Here is a 14970-nt window from a genome sequence, read left to right on the forward strand (position 1 = left end):
CACGCTGCCGGGGTGGTGGGTGAGCCGTTTCTGGGCAGCGAGGCCGTTGCTCAAGGCGTTATGACCAGAGGACAACTCTGCACTGGTTATCGTCGGCTATTCCGAGACGTTTACGTCAATCGGGATGCAGACGTCACTGCCGCGCTACGAGCGAGGGCCGGCTGGTTGTGGTCCGGGCGTAGGGGCGTGGTCGCGGGGTTCGCCGCCGCAGCGCTACATGGGAGCAAATGGGTCGACGGCATGACAGTCGTGGACCTCATCCACGACAACCGCCACCCCCAGGCTGGAATCAGGGCGCACGGAGACCGTATCGAGGACGACGAAATCGTCGCGCTAGGAAAAATCCCGCTGACGGCAGCAGCTAGGACAGCTCTCGATATCGGCTGCTGGTATTCGACCACGGCGGCGGTTGCCGGCATCGACGCATTGGCTCGCGCGACTGGAATCAAAGCGGCCGAAGTCGAGCTACTCGCGGAAAGGTACTTGCGCCGCCGAGGAATCGTGCAGGCGCGCAAAGCCATAGCGCTATTCGACAGCGGTGCACAGTCTCCGAAGGAGTCGTGGCTGCGGATTGTGCTGATGCAGGCCGGCTTGCCGCGACCGCAGACCCAGATTCCCGTGATCGACGAATTCGGCAGCACCTTCGCGTATCTCGATATGGGTTGGGAGGACGTCAAAGTGGCGGTTGAATACGACGGCGACCAGCATCGCATCGATCGCCGGCAGTACGCATGGGACGTCCGGCGATTGGAGACCATCGAGCGTCTTGGCTGGATCGTTATAAGGGTGGTCGCGGGCGACCGGCCAGCTGACATCGTTCGCCGGGTGCGTGCGGCTCGCGCCCGCCGAGCGTCGAACTAACTTCACGATGACAGACGAACGTGAAACTAACTTCACGCTCGGCGGGAGAGGCCGCACGCTCGGCGGGAGAGGCCGCACGCTCGGCGGGGGAGGCCGACCCTCGCGCAGCGCCCCTAGGCCGGGACCAGTTCGACGCCCGACAGCACGACGGCGTTGTCGCGCGAGGGCGCGACAACGCTGGCCAGGAAGCGGCCATCAGAAGACGTCGAGTCCTTCCAGATGCCGACCTTGAGCGTTTCGCCGGGGAAAGCCACCCCGGCGAAACGCGCGCCGTAGGCCGCAACCGCCCCGGCATCACCGTCGAGCAGCGCATCGGTGATGGCCTTACAGGTCATGCCGTAGGTGCACAACCCGTGCAGGATGGGCTGGGAAAACCCCGCGGCCGCAGCAAAATCGGGATCGGAATGCAGCGGGTTGCGGTCACCGCACAGCCGGTAGAGCAGCGCCTGTTGGGGCAGGATCGGCATATCGACCTCGAGATCGGGTGCCCGGTCGGGCGCCGCGTCCGAGGATGACGGCCCGCGCTCGCCGCCGAATCCGCCCTCACCGCGGGCGAAAATCGACCGGCGTTGCGTCCACAACGCCGTGCCGTCGGGGGCGGTCACCGTCGTCTCGCTCCAGATCACCGCGGCCTTGCCCTTGTCCCAGATGTCGGTGAACCGGGTGACGGCCTTGGCCGAGCCCGACGGCGGCAGCGGCGCGGGCGCCTCGATCCGTTCGCTGGCGTGTAACACCTTGCTCAGCTCGATGTCGATGCCGGGGAACTTGACGGTTGGCGGCTTCGTGGCATGGAAGGTGGCGGCCACGTTGCCGAACGTCGGCAGCACCTGCGGCGTGTCGTCGGTTAGGTAGCGCAGCTCGCGCGGGTCCATCGGATCGGCGCCGGCGCCCAACCCGAGGTGATAAAGCTGCACATCGCTGCTGGCCCAAGAGAATTCGATGGGATCCAGCTCCGCGTTCAGCGCGACCTCTACGTCGATCGGCATGTCAGTGACCCCCCGCTATGTGCAACGCCGCCAGGTATCCGAACGTCATGGCCGGACCGATGGTGCCACCCGGACCGGGGTAGGTGTGGCCCATCACCGGGGCGCTCACATTGCCGGCGGCGTAAAGGCCTTCGATGATGCTGCCGTCGTCGCGCAGCGCTCGCCCGTGAACATCGGTGCGGATGCCGCCCTTGGTGCCCAGGTCCCCGGGCACCATCTTGGCCGCATAGTACGGCGCGTGCGTGATCTCGCCGAGGTTGGGGTTCGGCTTGTTGGTCGGGTCGCCGTAGTAGCGGTCGTAGGCGCTCTCGCCGCGATGGTAGTCCTCGTCGACACCGGAGCGCGCGAACCCGTTGAAACGTTCCACGGTCGCGGTGAATCCGTTCACCGGAAGGCCGGCCTGCTGCGCCAGCTCCGCCAGCGTGTCGGCCTGGATAATGACGCCGGACTCCAGCCACTTGCGCGGAATGCGTTGTCCGGGCTGCAATCCCGCGAAGATGTAGCGGTCCCGGTACTGCTGGTCGAACACCAGCCACGCGGGAATGTTCTCGCCCGGCCCGGGCCCCAGGCCGTATTCACCGCCGTACATGTGGTGGCAGGCTTCGACGTAGGGCATCGATTCGTTCATGAACCGCTTGCCCGACATGTTGACGATGATCGAACCCGGCGAATTGCGCTCGGACAAGGCAAACCAGGGTGCGCCCACCAGCGGGACTGTCGGACCCCACCAGGCGTCTTCCATGAGATCCAATGCTGCGCCGAGCTTTTCGCCCGCCAGGATTCCATCACCGGTGTTGGCCGCCGCGCCGACGGTCCACTCGGTGGTGATCGGGGCGCGCTGGTATTTCACCCGCATCTGTTCGTTGTGCTCGAAGCCACCCGACGCCAGGATCACCCCGCGCCGGGCCCGGATCAGCCGTGGTTCGCCCGATTCGGCATCGCCGGCTTCGCGCACATAGACGCCGCGCACGACACCGTCTTCGACGTAGAGGTCGGTAAGCGCGGTGTTGAGCACCACCGGAACGCCGGCCCGCTGCAACCCGATCCGCAGCGGCCCGATCAACGCGCGGCCCATGCCGACGAGGTTCTTGCCGGTCGCCTTGGCCCACATGGTGCGTGCCCCGACCTTCAGGCTGCGCAGCACGCCGCGCGGGTGACGCTTCAGCTGGTTCAGCCGCACGTAATCCTGTTGCATCACCACCACGTTCAGCGGGACCTTGCCGTAGGCCGGCTCCAAACCGGCTTCGTCGGCGCCGAGCTTGCGGGCGTCGAACGGCTTCGGCTCGATCGATCGGCCCTCCGCCCGGCCGCCCGGCGACTCGGGGTAGTAGTCGGAGTACTTCGGCACCCAGCACATCTTCAGCGGGGTGTGCTCGAGCACAAACGACAGCATCTCCGGGCCGCGATCGAGATAGGTGTCGATGCGTTCCGGCTCGACGACGTCGCCGATGATCCCGTGCAGATAGGTGCGGGCGGCCTCGGCGGTATCGCGCACCCCATCACGCTTGAGGATCTCGTTGTTCGGGATCCAAACGCCGCCGCCCGAGCGGGCGGTCGAGCCACCGTAGTGGGGGGCCTTTTCGATGACTATGGTGGAAAGACCCCGGTGAGCGGCGGTAAGGGCGGCCACCATGCCGGCCCCGCCGCTCCCGACCACGACGACGTCATACTCCTGCGCTGACATGTAGAACACGTTATAGAATTGCCCGGGGCGGCCGCTACTGGACCGGTCGACCGCACGAGGAGACTTGGAAAAATGCTCAGTGTTGCCACGCGCGACGAGCTAGCTGCCGAATTGGCGCAAGCCGAGCGGAGCGGTGAGCCGATCGCCCCGTTGACCGCCGCATATCCGGACATCGACGTCGTCGACGCGTACGAGATTCAGCTGATCAACATCCGCCAGCGAGTCGCGGAGGGCGCCCGGGTGCTCGGCCACAAGGTGGGCCTCTCGTCGAAGGCGATCCAGCAAATGATGGGCGTCGACGAGCCGGACTACGGACACCTGCTCGACGAGATGCAGCTGTCCGAGGACACCCCGGTCAAGACGAACCGCTACCTGTACCCCCGGGTTGAGGTCGAGGTCGGATTCATCCTGAACGCCGACCTGCCCGGAGCCGGCTGCACCGAGGACGACGTGCTGGCGGCCACCGAAGCGTTGGTCCCGTCCATCGAGCTGATCGATACCCGGATCACCGACTGGAAGATCGAACTGTGCGACACCATCGCCGATAACGCATCGTCGGCGGGTTTCGTGCTCGGCGAGGCGCGCGTTTCGCCCCGCGACATCGACGTCAAGGGGATCGACGCCGTGTTGCGCTGTAACGGTGAGGTCGTCGCCGAAGGTCGCACCGACGCGGTGCTGGGCAACCCGGTCACCGCGGTGGCGTGGCTGGCCCGCAAGGTGGACGGCTTCGGGGTCCGCCTGCGCAAGGGCGACGTGGTGTTGCCCGGATCCTGCACGAAAGCGATCGACGCGCACCCGGGCGAGAATTTCGTCGCCGAGTTCGCGGGCCTCGGTTCGGTGCGTTTATCGTTCGAATAGGCTCGATTTAAATCGTCTAACTTAAATATCAAAAGCTTCGAAAAGGGGCATCATGCCGATTAAGGCGACTGTGGCCATTGTCGGGTCGGGGAACATCAGCACTGACCTGCTCTACAAGCTGCTGCGATCGGACTGGCTGGAACCGCGCTGGATGGTGGGCATCGACCCGGAAAGCGAGGGCCTGGCCCGCGCCCGCAAGCTGGGTCTGGAGACCACCCACGAGGGGGTGGACTGGCTGTTGGCGCAGGCGGAGAAGCCCGACTTGGTGTTCGAAGCGACCAGCGCCTACGTGCACCGCGACGCCGCCCCCAAATACGCCGAGGCCGGCATCCGGGCCATCGACCTGACGCCGGCGGCTGTTGGTCCGGCCGTCATCCCGCCGGCCAACCTGCGCGAGCACCTCGACGCGCCGAACGTCAACATGATCACCTGCGGCGGGCAGGCCACCATCCCGATCGTCTACGCCGTTAGTCGCGTCGTCGAGGTTCCCTACGCCGAGATCGTGGCGTCGGTCGCGTCGGTTTCGGCGGGTCCGGGGACGCGGGCCAACATCGACGAGTTCACCAAGACGACCAGCAGGGGCGTGGAGACCATCGGCGGCGCCAAGCGCGGCAAGGCGATCATCATCTTGAACCCGGCCGACCCGCCGATGATCATGCGCGACACCATCTTCTGCGCCATTCCCGAGGACGCCGACCGGGACGCGATCGCCAAGTCCATCCACGACGTGGTGGCCGAGGTGGCGACCTACGTGCCGGGATACCGGCTGCTCAACGAGCCCCAGTTCGACGACCCATCGATCAACTCCGGCGGCCAGGCGCTGGTCACCACGTTTGTCGAAGTGGAGGGTGCGGGCGACTATCTGCCGCCTTACGCTGGAAATCTCGACATCATGACCGCCGCGGCCACCAAAGTCGGCGAGGAGATCGCCAAGGAGTCCTTGAGCGCGACGGCCGGAGGAGCGCAATCATGAGTGACATCTTCTTCAACCCGATCTGGGACGTCCGGCTGACCGACACGTCGTTGCGGGACGGCTCCCACCACAAGCGCCACCAGTTCACCGCCGACGAGGTCGGCGCCATCGTGGCGGCCTTGGACGCCGCGGGCGTGCCCGTCATCGAGGTCACCCACGGCGACGGGCTGGGTGGGTCGAGCTTCAACTACGGGTTCTCCAAGACGCCCGAGCAGGAGCTGATCAAGCTCGCCGCCGAGACCGCCAAAGAGGCCAAGATCGCCTTCTTGATGTTGCCCGGCGTCGGCACCAAGGAAGACATCAAGGAGGCCAAGAACAACGGCGGCTCGATCTGCCGGATCGCCACGCACTGCACCGAGGCCGACGTGTCGATCCAGCACTTCGGCCTGGCCCGCGAACTCGGCCTGGAAACCGTCGGGTTCTTGATGATGAGCCACACCATCTCGCCGGAGAAGCTGGCCGCCCAGGCCCGGATCATGGCCGACGCGGGCTGTCAGTGCGTCTACGTCGTCGATTCGGCCGGGGCGCTGGTCCTCGAGGGCGTGCGTGACCGGGTCGCCGCGCTGGTCGCCGAGCTCGGCGAGGACGCCCAGGTGGGTTTTCACGGTCATGAGAACCTCGGGCTGGGCGTGGCCAACAGCGTGGAGGCCGTCCGGGCTGGTGCCAAGCAGATCGACGGCTCGTGCCGCCGGTTCGGCGCCGGCGCCGGAAACGCGCCCGTCGAGGCGCTGATCGGGGTGTTCGACAAGATCGGCGTCAAGACCGGGATCGACTTCTTCGACATCGCCGACGCCGCCGAAGAGGTGGTCGCCCCGGCGATGCCCGCCGAGTGCCTGCTGGATCGCAACGCCCTGATCATGGGCTACTCCGGGGTGTACTCGAGCTTCCTCAAACACGCCATCCGCCAGTCCGAACGCTACGGCGTGCCGGCGCATGAGCTGCTGCACCGCGCGGGCCAGCGCAAGCTCATCGGCGGCCAGGAGGACCAGCTGATCGACATTGCGCTCGAGATCAAGCGCGAACAGGAGAGTGGCGCCGCGGCCCCGCGTTGACCAGCCGCTTCGCCCACCGCACGCACAGGCGGCGCAAAGCTAGCGCGAGTAGCCTGGCGCCTATGAGCACATCCAACACAGTCGGCGCCCGTCGCCGCGGGCTGTACGGCCTGCTCGCCGGGGGATTCATGACGGCTACCGCCGCTATGGTGATCGCGCTCCCCGTGGCGGGCATAGCCAGCGCAAATCCGCAGTGCGATCAGGACGTGGGTGCATCCATCGACTCGTACCTGCAGAAGCACCCGGACCTGCACCGGCAATTGCAGCAAAGGGCGCAGGCGGAGGGCGGTAACGGCAACGTCATCGACTACCTCAATCGGCATCCCGACGTACGCCAGCACCTGATCGACCTGTCCCACTCGTGCCCGCCGTAGTGAGTCGGCGTCGTCGTTGAACGCTGCGGCCGACGCGCGGGAACGTTCGCCATTGACGAAAAAGTAGAACACGTTCTAGCGTCTAGGCGTGTTCTCTGAATCCCTTACCGCTGCGATCGCAGAGGCCGAGCAGCTGGTCGCCGACGCACCGTTTATCGAGACCGAAGCCGACCTGCTCGAAGGGTTGCAGTATCTGGCCGGTTGCATCTCGGGCTGCATCCATCTGGCCGTGGACTACGACCGCGACCATCCCTTCCTGCAATCGGGTACCGGGCCGTTCACCAAGATGGGCCTGGACAACCCCGACACCCTTTACTTCGGCACCCGGGTGCATGCCAACCACGACTACGTAGTCACCGGCAGGCGCGGAACCACCACCGACCTGAGTTTCCAGCTACTCGGCGGCGAATACACCGACGACTTCGTGCCCGTCAGCCAGGCTGCGTTCGACGATCGCGAGCTCGAGATCGCGCCCGACGGCAGCTTTGAGTGGCGGGTGCGACCCACCAGCCCCGGACAATTGGTGATCCGCGAGGTGTACGGGGACTGGTCGGCCCAGCGCGGCACGCTCGCAATCTCCCGGCTCGACACGGCGGGCACCGCGCCGCCGCCGCTGACCCGCGAACTCATCGAAAAGCGTTATGCCACAGCGGGAAAGCAGCTTGTCCAGCGAGTGAAGACCTGGCTGCAATTCCCGCAGTGGTTCTATCTCGACCTGCCGGTCAACACCATGGTGCCGCCGCGGCTGACTCCGGGCGGACTGGCCACGCAGTACTCATCGGTCGGGCACTTCGACCTGCGACCGGATCAGGCGATGGTCATCACCATCCCGGTCTCCGACGCACCCTACCTCGGCTTCCAGTTGGGCAGCCTCTGGTACATCTCGCTCGACTACATCAACCACCAGACCTCGCTGAACAACACTCAGGCGCAGGCGGATCCGGACGGCAAGGTCCGCATTGTGGTTGCCGACCAGAACCCGGGAGTGACCAACTGGGTCGAGACGGTCGGCCACCGGCGCGGCTTTCTGCAGTTTCGCTGGCAGCGGGTGTCGCGTCAGCTCACCGACGCCGACGGCCCGACCGTCGAGGTGGTCGACATCGACAAGGTTCCGGCAGCGTTGCCGTACTACGACCACAACAAGATCTCAGAGGACGACTGGCGCGCCCGAATTGCGCTGCGCCACCAACAAATTCAGGCAAGGATGCTGGGATGACGAAGTTGCTCGACGGCAAGGTAGTGGTGATCAGCGGCGTCGGCCCGGGTCTGGGCACGACGCTGGCGCACCGATGCACGCGGGAAGGCGCCGACCTGGTGCTGGCGGCTCGCACGCAGGAACGGCTGGACGACCTCGCCAAGCAGATCGCCGACCTCGGCGGTCGTGCGACGACGGTGCGCACCGACATCACCGAGGACGACCAGGTGAGCAACCTGGTCGATGCCACCATGGAGGCCTACGGCAAGGTTGATGTCCTGATCAACAACGCCTTCCGGGTGCCGTCGCTGAAACCGTTCTCCGGCATCAGCTTTCAGCACATCCGCGACGCGATCGAACTCAGCGCGCTCGGCGCGCTGCGACTCATCCAGGGCTTCACGCCGGCACTGGCCGAGTCGAAGGGCTCGATCGTCAACGTCAACTCCATGGTGCTGCGGCACTCGCAGGCGAAGTACGGCGCATATAAGATGGCCAAATCCGCGTTGTTGTCCATGTCGCATTCGCTGGCCACCGAGCTGGGCGAGCAGGGGATCAGGGTTAATTCCGTTGCGCCCGGCTATATCTGGGGCGAGACGCTGCAGGGCTACTTCAACCACCAGGCCGGCAAGTACGGCACCACGGCCGAGCAGATCTACCAGGCCACCGCGGCCGGTTCCGACCTGAAGCGGCTACCGACCGAGGACGAGGTTGCCTCGGCGATTCTGTTCATGGCCAGCGACCTGTCCAGTGGCATCACCGGGCAGACCCTGGATGTCAATTGCGGGGAATACCACACCTGATGCCGCCATCGACGATGCAGCGGGGGTTCCTCCCGCTTGCGGGGGACGAAGCGATGAGGAGGAGATGGCGCGATGAGGGTTGAGCGCACCGATGTCGGCACCGTCGACGACCTGAAGGCGTCGGCCAGCAAGATGATCGGGCTGGACGATTTCGGCAGCAACGACGACAATTACCTCGAAGCGCTGGAAGTGCTGCTGGACTCCTACCGCCGCGACGCCGACCTGACGCCGTTGGGCAGCAAGATGAATCGGTTCTTCCTGCGTGGCGCGCTGGTGGCCAGGCTGCTGTCCGAGGCTGCCTGGAAGCAATACCCGCAGCACGCCGACGTGGCCATCGAGCGGCCGATCTTCGTCACCGGGCTGGTGCGCACCGGCACCACGGCCTTGCATCGGCTGCTCGGCGCCGATCCCGCCCACCAGGGTCTGCATCTGTGGTTGGCCGAATTTCCGCAACCGCGCCCCCTTCGTGAAACCTGGGAATCCAACCCGTATTACAGCCAACTGAACGCACAGTTCAACAGGCACCATGCCGAAAATCCGGACTACACGGGTCTGCATTTCATGGCGGCGTACGAGCTGGAGGAGTGCTGGCAGCTGCTGCGTCAGTCGCTGCACTCGGCGTCCTACGAGACGCTGGCGCACCTGCCCACCTACTCGCGGTGGCTCTCGGAGCAGGACTGGACGCCGTCGTATCGGCGGCACCGCCGCAACCTGCAGCTGATCGGGCTCAACGACGCCGACAAGCGGTGGGTGCTCAAGAACCCCAGCCACCTGTTCGCGTTAGACGCGTTGATGGCGACCTATCCCGACGCGTTGGTGATCCAGACCCATCGGCCGGTCGAAACGATCATGGCCTCGATGTGTTCGCTGGCGCAGCACACCGCCGAGGGATGGTCGACGTCGTTCACCGGGGCCCAAATCGGCGCCGACGCAATGGAAACCTGGTCGCGGGGGCTGGAACGGTTCAACACCGCGCGGGCCAAATACAGCCCGTCGCAGTTCTACGATGTCGACTACAAGGAGTTGATCGCCGACCCGCTGGGCACCGTGGCCGAGATCTACCGGCACTTCGGCCTGACGCTGACCGATGAGGCCAGGGCCGCCATGGAAAAAACCCACGCCGACAGCCAGTCCGGTCCGCGGGCGCCCAAGCACACCTACTCGCTGGCCGACTACGGCCTGACCACCGAGACGGTCAAGCAGCGATTCGCCGGCCTGTCAGTCTCAGTGACGAAGTCACGAACCGCTCAGTCTTCGTCCCCATCGGCCTCGAGGTAGCCCTCCGCGACCGCATGCTCAATGCTGTCAGCGAGTTTGGGGCACGACCGGGTGCGCGCGGTGTCGCCCCCGGACCGACGTACCTCGGTGAAGTGCGCGCACCGCTGCCACGCCTCGGTGTTCCACTGCACCGCGGTGTGCCCCGGGCCGAGTCGGCGGACGGTGACCCGAACGTGGCAGAACCGGCAGTCCACCGGCAGTAGACCCGAGTTGAGGTAGCGCTCGCGGTCGGCGCGACTGGCTTCGGCGACGGCCGCGGCACGCTGCGGGTCGTTGGTGAAATCCGCTGACTTCGACCAGGATTCACCCGTGCGCGCCGGCCCGGCCGGGTGCTCGTCGTGGTCGTGATGATCGCCATGCAGCAACAACATCGATCGCGCAAGCTGATCGACGTCAGGTACCGCCGGCTGATCGTCGCCCATGTTCCCTAGTGTTGTTCGGCGGGTACGTCGTCGGTAACCGCCTCGTTTGCCCCGGAATCCTTCGCCTTGAGATTCTCCTCGACCTCGGCATTCCAGTACTCGTTGGCGCGCGTGGTGTCCACCTCGATCTCGAAGCGCTCCACCATCTCCGGCTCGATGTCGGCGACGTCGACGTAGAACTGCTGATACCAACGGCGCAACTGGTACACGGCGCCGTCCTCCTCGACCAGCAGCGGATTGTCGATGCGGGTCTTGTGCTTCCAGATCTCGACGTCCTGCAGGAAGCCCTTGCTGACGCCCTCGGTGAACACCTTCGACAGCTTGTCGGTCATCTTTTCGTCCATGCCTTTGGGCTTTTCGACGATGACACCCCACTGCAGCACGAACGAGTTTTGGGTCACGGGGTAGTGGCAGTTGATCAGGATGGATTCGGCCTTGTAATCGCCGTAGCTGTTGTGCAGCCAGTTGATCATGAATGACGGCCCGAAGTAGGACGCTTCCGAATCGAGGTGCGCCTCACCATAAGACGTGCCGAGATCGTTGACGTCGGGACGGCCCACGTTGTGCAGGTACTGCGAGGCGATGTGACCCTCGAAGACGTTCTTGAAGTACGTCGGCAACCCGAAATGGATGTAGAAGAAGTGCGCCATGTCGGTGACGTTGTCGATGATGTCGCGGCAGTTAGACCCCTCGATGAGGATCCTGTTCCACCGCCAGTCGGTCCATTCGTCGCTGTGGGCTTCCGGGATCTCCGGAATGCGCACGGCGGGATCCGGCGGGTTCTGCTCGTGGTCGTGCCAGACGAACAGCAGGCCACCCCGTACGTCGGTGGTCCACGACCGGGTGCGCGCCGTTTTCGGGGTGCGCTTGGCGTAGGGCACCAGCTTGCAGCGGCCGTCGCCACCCCAGCGCCAGTCGTGGAACGGGCAGGCGATCTCGTCGCCCTTGATGGTGCCCTCGGACAGGTCCCCGCCCATGTGCCGGCAGTAGCCGTCGAGGACCTTCAGGTCGCCCTGCGAGTCGGCGAAGACCACCAGCTTGGTGCCGAACGCCTGAATCGGGTGCGGTTTACCGTCCTGGAAGTCCTTTGCGACGCCCAGGCAGTGCCAGCCACGGGCGTATCGGGTCGGCAAGGCGCCGGGATCGATTTCTCGGATGCCGACCGCCTTGGTGTCGGTACTCACCTGTCCACCTCCAACTCATGGGCCTCTAACTAGAACACGTTACAGTTTTGCAGCGGGGGCGCGCAACGACGGCGAGCCTGGCCACGGCATATGCGCGCTGCGGTATATCTAGACGATGCCGCTGTTTGCGTTCGAGGGCCGTGCGCCACGAGTCGATCCCACCGCGTTCGTGGCCCCGACGGCCACCCTGATCGGCGACGTCGTGGTGGAGGCGGGGGCGTCGGTCTGGTTCAACACCGTGTTGCGCGGCGACTACGGGCCCATCGTGGTGCGCGAGGGCGCCAACGTCCAAGACGGTTCGGTTCTGCACGCGCCGCCCGGAATCCCCGTCGACATCGGTCCGGGTGCGACGGTCGCGCATCTGTGCGTCATTCACGGGGTCCACGTCGGGCAGGAGGCGCTGATCGCGAACCACGCCACCGTGCTCGACGGCGCGGTGATCGGGGCGCGCAGCCTGGTCGCCGCGCATTCGCTGGTGACCGCCGGGAGCCAGATCCCGGCCGGCATGCTCGCGGTCGGGGCGCCGGCGCAGATCAAGGGCCCGGTCGCCGGGACCGGCGCCGAGATGTGGGTCAAGGTGAACCCGCAGGCCTACCGCGACCTCGCCCAGCGGCATCTGGCCGGGCTGGAACCCATTTAGACTTTGCGGGTATTGGCCGCCGCGCGCTCCATCTCCCAGTAGGCGCGCAGGGCCACCAACTGGCCCTCGGCGTTGACCTTGTAGGTGAACACGCCCTCGGCCGTCGTCTGGTACTCGCCCGTCGTGATAAGGATGTGCCCGACGTTGGCTTCCTCGTTGCCGCACTGGTAGGTGTCGCGGAAGACGAACTCGATCTTCGTGGTGGGGGCGATCGCCTTATCCCAGAAGGCCGAGATCGCGTCACGGCCACGGTGCCCGAGGCCCTCGGGGTCGAACACCGAGGGCCCGATCGGGTCCTCGACGATGGCGTCATCGGCGAACACCGATAGCCAAGCATCTTTGTCCCGGGCCGCCACCGCCTCCCGGGAGCGACGGCCGGCCTCGTGGGCCGGGTGCTCGGTCACGCGTCCACCTGTTGCGGCTTGTCGGCGCCCACCACCCACATCGAGTAGTACTGCGAGCCACCGCCGTAGGCGTGCCCCAACGCCTTTCGGGCGCCCGGCACCTGGTGGTCACCGCCCTTGCCCATCACCTGGATCGCCGACTCGGCGAAGCGGATGAGGCCTGAGGCGCCGATGGGGTTGGACGACAGGACGCCGCCGGAGGGGTTCACCGGGAGCCGTCCGTCAATCCTGGTCTCGCCGGCCTCGGTGAGCTTCCAACCCTGGCCCTCGGGGGCAAACCCTAGGTTTTCCAACCACATTGGCTCGAACCACGAGAACGGCACGTAGATTTCCGCGGCGTCGATCTCGTCGATCGGGCTCTTGATGCCGGCCGCCTTCCACAGTGCGGCGGCCGCGTCGCGCCCGGCCTGCGGGCTGACCTGGTCGCGCCCGGAGAACTGCAGCGGCTCGGTGCGCAGGGCGGTGGCGTGGATCCACGCCACCGGATGTCCTTGCGCCAGACGGGCTTCGGCGATCTCCTCGTTGCCGATGACGACAGCGGCCGCACCGTCGGAGGACGGGCAGGTTTCGTCGTAGCGGATCGGATCCCACAGCATGGGGGACTCCATCACCTTCTCCACGGTGATGTCGGGCTGGTGCAGGTGTGCGAGCGGGTTGCGCGCGCCGTTGAGCCGGTCCTTGACCGCGACGATGGCGCCGATGTTCAGAGGCGCGCCCGAGCGGCGGATGTAGGAGCGGACGTGCGGGGCAAAATAGCCGCCGGCGCCTGCGCCGACCGGCTTGATGAACGGAATGGGAATCGACAACGCCCACATGGCATTTGATTCCGACTGCTTCTCCCATGCCATCGCCAGCACCCGGCGGTACTTGCCGGACTGCACCAGGCTGGCCGCCACGATCGCGGTGGAACCGCCGACCGAACCCGCGGTGTGCACCCGGATCAGCGGCTTGCCCGTGGCGCCCATGGCGTCGGCCATGAACAGTTCGGGCATCATCACGCCCTCGAAAAAGTCCGGCGCCTTGCCGACCACGACGGCGTCGATGTCATCGAACGTGCTGCCGGAGTCGGCCAGCGCACGATCGATCGCCTCGCGCACCAGGCCGTTCATCGAAACATCTTGGCGTTTGGCGACGTACTTCGTCTGTCCGGTACCTAATACCGCAGCAACGTTCGTCCCTGCACCGGCCATCAGTTCTTTCCTTCCATGACCGCGACCAGGTTCTGCTGGAGCGCAGGCCCGCTGGTGGCGTGCGCCAGCACCCGCTCAGCCGACGAGTTCCAGATATGTTGTGCTGCAAAGCCGATGCGTTCGAGGCCGGCGACGAACATGGGGTTGGCCGCCAACGCACCACCGGACGGGTTCACCTTGGTGGGGCCCGGGATCCGGATGGCTTCGGAGATGATCAGGTGCTGGTGGGTGAAGGGCGCGCAGACCTCAGCCACGTCGAGGTTGTCGGTCCGGCCGCCGGTGGCCACGTGGGCCGCGGCCGCCGTCGAGGGGGACTCGGTGAGATCGCGTGCGCCCAGCGACGGGGTCTCGATGCGGTGCTCGATTCCGGTTATCCAGGCAGGGTTTTCGCGTAGCTCACGTGCCCGGTCACCGGCCGCGAGCACGATCGCCGCGGCGCCGTCGGTGATCGGTGCGATGTCGTGGCGGCGCAGCGGGTCGGCGAAGAACGGCCGTTCGAGCAATTCGGCCACGCTGATCGGCCCCTCGACATTGTCCACGCGGCGGGCATTGGCAAAGGAGTCGAACGCCACCCGCGCCATCTGCTCCTGGGTCCACTTGCCGGTGTCGAGCCCGATGCGCGCCTGCAGCCCGGCCAGCGAGATCGAATCGGGCCACAGCGGGGCGACGGTGTAGGGGTCGGTCTGTCGCGACAGGATCTGGCGCAAATTGCCGGCCGAGGACTTGCCGAAGCCGTACACCAGTGCGGTGTCCACCTCGCCGGTGAGGATCTTGATGTAGGCCTCGTAAAGTGCCCAGGCGGCGTCCATTTCGACGTGCGATTCGTTGATCGGCGGAACGGCACCGATCGAATCGATCGCCGAAATGAACGAAAATGCCCGCCCGGCAAGGTAATCGGATGAACCGGAACACCAGAAACCGATGTCGGTCCGTTCGATGCCCAGCTCCTCGTACAGCTGGGCGAAGCACGGGATCAACATCTCGACACCATTGGTGGTGCCGTCGGTGCGGCGGACGTGTGGGGCGTGGGCAAAGCCAACGACCGCAACGTTGCGAGCGCTCATGTGCA

Annotated in this window: 15 protein-coding genes and 1 pseudogene; 9 read left to right on the plus strand and 7 right to left on the minus strand. The window is 65.9% G+C overall.

The window, feature by feature from the left end; genetic code table 11:
• Positions 1-15: 15 nt before the first annotated feature.
• On the plus strand, positions 16-861 hold the full coding sequence (locus tag BST14_RS10505) for a putative endonuclease domain-containing protein (protein WP_083064495.1): 846 nt from the start codon (positions 16-18) through the stop codon (positions 859-861).
• A 113-nt stretch (positions 862-974) separates the two neighbouring features.
• Here the strand turns inward: BST14_RS10505 and chsH3 are convergent, their stop codons facing one another.
• A complete protein-coding gene (chsH3, locus tag BST14_RS10510; RefSeq protein WP_083064447.1) occupies positions 975-1847 on the minus strand; it encodes an enoyl-CoA hydratase ChsH3 in 873 nt (290 codons plus the stop codon).
• A 1-nt stretch (position 1848) separates the two neighbouring features.
• Entirely contained in the window at positions 1849-3531 is a 1683-nt protein-coding gene (gene kstD, locus BST14_RS10515; RefSeq protein WP_083064496.1) for a 3-oxosteroid 1-dehydrogenase, read from the minus strand.
• 72 nt (positions 3532-3603) lie between these two features.
• Here kstD and BST14_RS10520 point away from each other — a divergent pair, with 72 nt between their 5' ends.
• From BST14_RS10520 to BST14_RS10550, 7 genes and pseudogenes are all read left to right on the plus strand, one after another.
• The gene (locus BST14_RS10520; protein ID WP_083064448.1) at positions 3604-4389 is read left to right on the plus strand and encodes a 2-keto-4-pentenoate hydratase; all 786 of its coding nucleotides are present in this window, start codon (positions 3604-3606) and stop codon (positions 4387-4389) included.
• Positions 4390-4441: 52 nt separating this feature from the next.
• A complete protein-coding gene (locus BST14_RS10525) occupies positions 4442-5362 on the plus strand; it encodes an acetaldehyde dehydrogenase (acetylating) (RefSeq protein WP_083064449.1) in 921 nt (306 codons plus the stop codon).
• A complete protein-coding gene (dmpG, locus tag BST14_RS10530; RefSeq protein WP_083064450.1) occupies positions 5359-6414 on the plus strand; it encodes a 4-hydroxy-2-oxovalerate aldolase in 1056 nt (351 codons plus the stop codon). Before BST14_RS10525 ends, dmpG begins: the two co-directional genes overlap by 4 nt.
• Before the next feature lie 62 nt (positions 6415-6476).
• Positions 6477-6788, plus strand: a complete 312-nt coding sequence (locus BST14_RS10535; protein WP_083064451.1) for a hypothetical protein — start codon at positions 6477-6479, stop codon at positions 6786-6788.
• 88 nt (positions 6789-6876) lie between these two features.
• On the plus strand, positions 6877-8004 hold the full coding sequence (locus BST14_RS10540) for a hypothetical protein (protein WP_083064452.1): 1128 nt from the start codon (positions 6877-6879) through the stop codon (positions 8002-8004).
• Positions 8001-8783, plus strand: a complete 783-nt coding sequence (locus BST14_RS10545; RefSeq protein ID WP_083064453.1) for an SDR family oxidoreductase — start codon at positions 8001-8003, stop codon at positions 8781-8783. Before BST14_RS10540 ends, BST14_RS10545 begins: the two co-directional genes overlap by 4 nt.
• A 72-nt stretch (positions 8784-8855) precedes the next feature.
• Positions 8856-10001: pseudogene (locus tag BST14_RS10550) on the plus strand (sulfotransferase family protein); the annotation flags it as partial.
• Between the two features lie 29 nt (positions 10002-10030).
• Here BST14_RS10550 and BST14_RS10555 read toward each other — a convergent pair.
• Entirely contained in the window at positions 10031-10483 is a 453-nt protein-coding gene (locus tag BST14_RS10555; RefSeq protein ID WP_083064455.1) for a hypothetical protein, read from the minus strand.
• Positions 10484-10488: 5 nt separating this feature from the next.
• Positions 10489-11667, minus strand: coding sequence for a 3-ketosteroid-9-alpha-monooxygenase, oxygenase component (locus tag BST14_RS10560; protein WP_083064456.1), 1179 nt, complete (start codon positions 11665-11667; stop codon positions 10489-10491).
• A gap of 115 nt (positions 11668-11782) precedes the next feature.
• On the opposite strand from BST14_RS10560, the gene BST14_RS10565 reads away from it, so the two are divergent.
• A complete protein-coding gene (locus BST14_RS10565) occupies positions 11783-12307 on the plus strand; it encodes a gamma carbonic anhydrase family protein (RefSeq protein WP_083064457.1) in 525 nt (174 codons plus the stop codon).
• Here the strand turns inward: BST14_RS10565 and BST14_RS10570 are convergent.
• Genes BST14_RS10570 through BST14_RS10580 form a run of 3 tightly spaced genes read right to left on the minus strand, consistent with a single transcriptional unit; the run spans position 12304 to position 14965 of the window.
• Entirely contained in the window at positions 12304-12711 is a 408-nt protein-coding gene (locus tag BST14_RS10570) for a nuclear transport factor 2 family protein (protein ID WP_083064458.1), read from the minus strand. The genes BST14_RS10565 and BST14_RS10570 overlap by 4 nt on opposite strands.
• Complete coding sequence (locus tag BST14_RS10575) at positions 12708-13901, minus strand: thiolase family protein (protein ID WP_083064459.1); 1194 nt, start codon at positions 13899-13901, stop codon at positions 12708-12710. The genes BST14_RS10570 and BST14_RS10575 overlap by 4 nt, the downstream gene beginning before the upstream one ends.
• A complete protein-coding gene (locus BST14_RS10580) occupies positions 13901-14965 on the minus strand; it encodes a thiolase family protein (protein ID WP_083064460.1) in 1065 nt (354 codons plus the stop codon). Before BST14_RS10580 ends, BST14_RS10575 begins: the two co-directional genes overlap by 1 nt.
• Positions 14966-14970: the final 5 nt, after the last annotated feature.

It is taken from the genome of Mycobacterium arosiense ATCC BAA-1401 = DSM 45069 (genome assembly GCF_002086125.1).
Taxonomy (GTDB): domain Bacteria; phylum Actinomycetota; class Actinomycetes; order Mycobacteriales; family Mycobacteriaceae; genus Mycobacterium; species Mycobacterium arosiense.

Excerpts from the sequence above, each read along its gene's own strand:
- BST14_RS10575 (WP_083064459.1), bottom strand. The coding sequence starts at position 13,901 with ATGGCCGGTGCAGGGACGAACGTTGCTGCGGTATTAGGTACCGGACAG.
- BST14_RS10565 (WP_083064457.1), top strand. The coding sequence starts at position 11,783 with ATGCCGCTGTTTGCGTTCGAGGGCCGTGCGCCACGAGTCGATCCCACC.
- BST14_RS10525 (WP_083064449.1), top strand. The coding sequence starts at position 4,442 with ATGCCGATTAAGGCGACTGTGGCCATTGTCGGGTCGGGGAACATCAGC.
- BST14_RS10535 (WP_083064451.1), top strand. The coding sequence starts at position 6,477 with ATGAGCACATCCAACACAGTCGGCGCCCGTCGCCGCGGGCTGTACGGC.
- BST14_RS10580 (WP_083064460.1), bottom strand. The coding sequence starts at position 14,965 with ATGAGCGCTCGCAACGTTGCGGTCGTTGGCTTTGCCCACGCCCCACAC.
- chsH3 (WP_083064447.1), bottom strand. The coding sequence starts at position 1,847 with ATGCCGATCGACGTAGAGGTCGCGCTGAACGCGGAGCTGGATCCCATC.
- BST14_RS10555 (WP_083064455.1), bottom strand. The coding sequence starts at position 10,483 with ATGGGCGACGATCAGCCGGCGGTACCTGACGTCGATCAGCTTGCGCGA.
- BST14_RS10545 (WP_083064453.1), top strand. The coding sequence starts at position 8,001 with ATGACGAAGTTGCTCGACGGCAAGGTAGTGGTGATCAGCGGCGTCGGC.
- BST14_RS10520 (WP_083064448.1), top strand. The coding sequence starts at position 3,604 with ATGCTCAGTGTTGCCACGCGCGACGAGCTAGCTGCCGAATTGGCGCAA.
- kstD (WP_083064496.1), bottom strand. The coding sequence starts at position 3,531 with ATGTCAGCGCAGGAGTATGACGTCGTCGTGGTCGGGAGCGGCGGGGCC.
- dmpG (WP_083064450.1), top strand. The coding sequence starts at position 5,359 with ATGAGTGACATCTTCTTCAACCCGATCTGGGACGTCCGGCTGACCGAC.